The organism is Clostridium subterminale (assembly GCF_039521425.1).
Classification (GTDB): Bacteria; Bacillota; Clostridia; order Clostridiales; family Clostridiaceae; genus Clostridium_J; species Clostridium_J subterminale.
This window is the reverse complement of record NZ_BAAACI010000003.1, coordinates 1-3,502: the sequence shown is the minus strand read 5'-3', so window position 1 is coordinate 3,502 and position 3,502 is coordinate 1. Positions and strand designations below refer to the sequence as shown.

The following is a 3,502-nucleotide window of genomic DNA, read 5'->3' as shown; positions in this document are numbered from 1 at the left end:
AGCTCAACGGTGGAGCACTCGGCTGTTAACCGATAGGTTGGAGGTTCGAATCCTCTTCGCGGAGCCATATTAAATTTGGTAATTATGCCTTAGATGGGTACACCCGTTCCCATACCGAACACGAAGGTTAAGCATCTAGGGGCCGATAGTACTGCATGGGAAGCTGTGTGGGAGGGTAGGTTGTTGCCAAGTAATATGGATCTTTAGCTCAGTTGGTTAGAGCAACCGGCTCATAACCGGTAGGTCCGGGGTTCGAGTCCCTGAAGGTCCACCATATTTGGGGGTATAGCTCAGCTGGGAGAGCACCTGCCTTGCACGCAGGGGGTCAAGGGTTCGAATCCCTTTATCTCCACCAAAGACACTGTAGATACAGTGTCTTTTTTTTATAGAATTTTATAATATATATTTAATTATTAAAATAATTGTTAACTATAATAGAAATAAAGCATATTAAGATAAATTTTCTGATTAGTATGTTAAAATAAAAAAGTAAATAGTATTTGTTTTTTAGGTTAAATTAAATAATTAATAAGATTTAAAGTAAATGAAGGGAGGAAAATAGAGAATATAAATTTCTCTATTTTACATAATTATGAACATATTAATAACCAACGATGATGGAATTACGGCAAAAGGTATACAAATTATTGCACAGAGACTTCAAAGTTCACACAATATATTAGTAGTAGCACCTGATAGTCAAAAAAGTGCTAGCAGTCACTCCATAACATTGATAAATCCTCTTATGGTAAAAAAAGAAAAAATAGAAGGTGTAGAAGCTCCATGCTTTAGTGTAAGTGGTACACCTGTAGATTGTACAAAAATTGCAATAACTACTATAGCTAGTGAAAAAATAGATATAGTAGTATCAGGAATAAATGATGGATTTAATTTAGGTACAGATGTAATATATTCAGGGACTGTGTCTGCAGCTGTTGAAGGAGCATTAAATAACACACCTGCAATTGCATTATCTTGTGATGGTAATGAAGAAAGTTATGAGATAGCTGCAGATTATGCAGAAAAAATATTAAATAAAATAAGAAGTGAGGAAATTGGAAATACAGTACTAAATGTAAACATTCCTTCAATAAGTAAAGATAAATTAAAGGGATTGAAGGTGTGTAAAATAGGTGAAAGAAATTATAATAATGTATATGTTGAAGTAGAGAAAAGTGATGATAATGTAGTATATAAAATAACTGGTGCACCGGATGATGCAGTACAAGATGATACTGATGTAGACATGATTAAAGAAGGATATATAACAGTTACACCACTACATTACGACTTAACAAATTTCAACTTAATAACAAGAATGGAAAGTATATTAGAAAAATAAATTGGATATTAACAAAGGTTTTATTTCAAATATTATAATTAGTTAGTGATATTAAAGATTTGTATAGGGGATGAGATTATGAATAAACCATATGTATTTACACCAGGACCTACTAATGTAAGAGAAAATGTAAGATTAGCTAGGGCTATTGAAACTACTAATCCAGATTTAGATAAGGATTTTTATGATTTCTATAGAGAAACCTGTAATAAAATTGGGGAAGTACTAAATACTGAGAAGGATGTATTTATATTAAGTGGTGAAGGCATATTAGGATTAGAAGCTGCTTGTGCATCACTCACAGAACCAGGAGATAGAGTACTAGTTATTGATAATGGGGTATTTGGTGAAGGGTTTGCTGATTTTGCGAAAATATATGGAGGAATACCTGTGTTGTATTCTGCTGATAGGCAAAGAGAAATGGATGTGGAAGATTTAAGAGCTTTTCTCGATAAGGATAGCAATTTTAAATATGCAACTGTAGTTCATTGTGATACACCATCAGGAGTACTTAATGATATAAGTAAAATTTGTCCAATGCTTAAGGAGTATGGAATATTAACAGTGGTGGATAGTGTTGCAGCTATGGGAGGAGAGCCTATAAATGTAGATGAGTGGGGTATAGATATTGCATTAGGTGGTTCGCAAAAAGCTTTTTCAGCTCCACCAGGATTAAGCATTGTTACCATTAGTAATGATGCGTATAAATCTATGAGGACAAGGAATACTCCAATTATAGGATTTTATTGTAACTTAACTATATGGAAGGGATATTATGATAAAAAGTGGTTTCCATATACTATGCCAATAAGTGATATATACGGACTTAGAGTTGCTGTAGATAATATACTTGAAGAAGGAATAGAAAATGTATACAATCGACACAAACAAATTGCTTTAGCCACTAGAAATGCATTAACTAATTATGGATTAAAACTTTATTTAAATAATGGCTTTTCTTCAACTGTAACGGTGGTGGAGCCACCACAAGGGGTAGAAGCTAAAGTACTAATTAGTCATATGAGAGACAAATATAATTTATTAATTTCAGGATCTTTTGATTATCTTGAAAATAAAGTCATTAGAATTGGACATATGGGTGAGAACGCTACGATGGATAAAATTGTGTTTGTATTAAATATTTTAGATGAATCTTTAAAAGATTTAGGATATAAGTCAACAACTAATCTTGTAAAAGAATTTAACAGATATATTATACTATAAGTTTATATAGGCTAATTAGTTATGATAAGTAGCTAATTAGCCTATATTATTATGATAGAGAGTGTTATATTATAATGGAATATTATAATGGAATATTATAAAGCTTATGATGAAAGAAATAAAAAATTAGTTGGGTAATAGATAATGTGATCTATTACCAATATAGTAGAAATAAGAAATTTAAATTTATTTACTCCATAGGTACACTACATATGTTAGTTAATGAGGAACATAGAAAAAATTTTTTATCTTATATATAAGATTAAGATGGGAAAGCATTAATAGTAGCAATGGAGGAGTGATTATTATAAAAAGAAAAAGATGTTAAAATTGCTTTTGATATTCATGAGAGAATTCATATGCAGAGTAATAGAAAAGTTATGATATCAGGAACTTCATATAGAAGTGTAGGTTGAGATAAACATAATAAAGAGGTATTAAATAGTGGTTTTATAGTAGAAAATTCATTTATAGGTAAAAATAATGAATACTATAAACGCATGACTGTATATCTATCTAAGCAATTAATTAATTAATAAGAAGTGTAATAATACTTAATTACAACGAATGTTTATTAATTTCAGTACAGTATATTTCGGACATAGAAGCTAAATATTGATATAAATTACTTTTGTTTTAGTATACTATACCATGTGTATCAATATAAGAAAATGAAAGTAAATACAAGAAATATGAAGATATATTTAAATAAACTATAATTATAAAAAACTAATGTTATATTTGATATAATAAGTATGGTAAGATAAATCTTGTCGCTGAGAGATGCGGCAAGAAACAATAAAAACTTAAGAAAAAAACTTCTTAAGAAAATTGTTGACAGATAAGAGATTATCTAGTAGAATAGTAAAAGTCGTCGGAAGTAATCGATGATAATGAAAACCAAATGGTCTTTGAAAATTAAACAGAGAAAAAGGT

At 30.2% G+C, this 3,502-nt stretch carries 2 protein-coding genes, 2 tRNA genes and 1 rRNA gene; all 5 read left to right on the top strand.

The window, feature by feature from the left end; genetic code table 11:
- The first annotated feature begins 74 nt into the window (after positions 1-74).
- Positions 75-192 (top strand): 5S ribosomal RNA (rrf, locus tag ABDZ93_RS07475).
- Between the two features lie 5 nt (positions 193-197).
- Positions 198-274: transfer RNA gene (locus ABDZ93_RS07470), tRNA-Ile, on the top strand.
- 5 nt (positions 275-279) lie between these two features.
- A tRNA-Ala gene (locus ABDZ93_RS07465) sits at positions 280-355 on the top strand.
- Between the two features lie 237 nt (positions 356-592).
- The gene (gene surE, locus ABDZ93_RS07460) at positions 593-1,342 is read left to right on the top strand and encodes a 5'/3'-nucleotidase SurE (RefSeq protein WP_343825147.1); all 750 of its coding nucleotides are present in this window, start codon (positions 593-595) and stop codon (positions 1,340-1,342) included.
- A 78-nt stretch (positions 1,343-1,420) separates the two neighbouring features.
- Positions 1,421-2,566, top strand: a complete 1,146-nt coding sequence (locus tag ABDZ93_RS07455) for a pyridoxal-phosphate-dependent aminotransferase family protein (protein WP_343825145.1) — start codon at positions 1,421-1,423, stop codon at positions 2,564-2,566.
- Positions 2,567-3,502 lie beyond the last annotated feature (936 nt).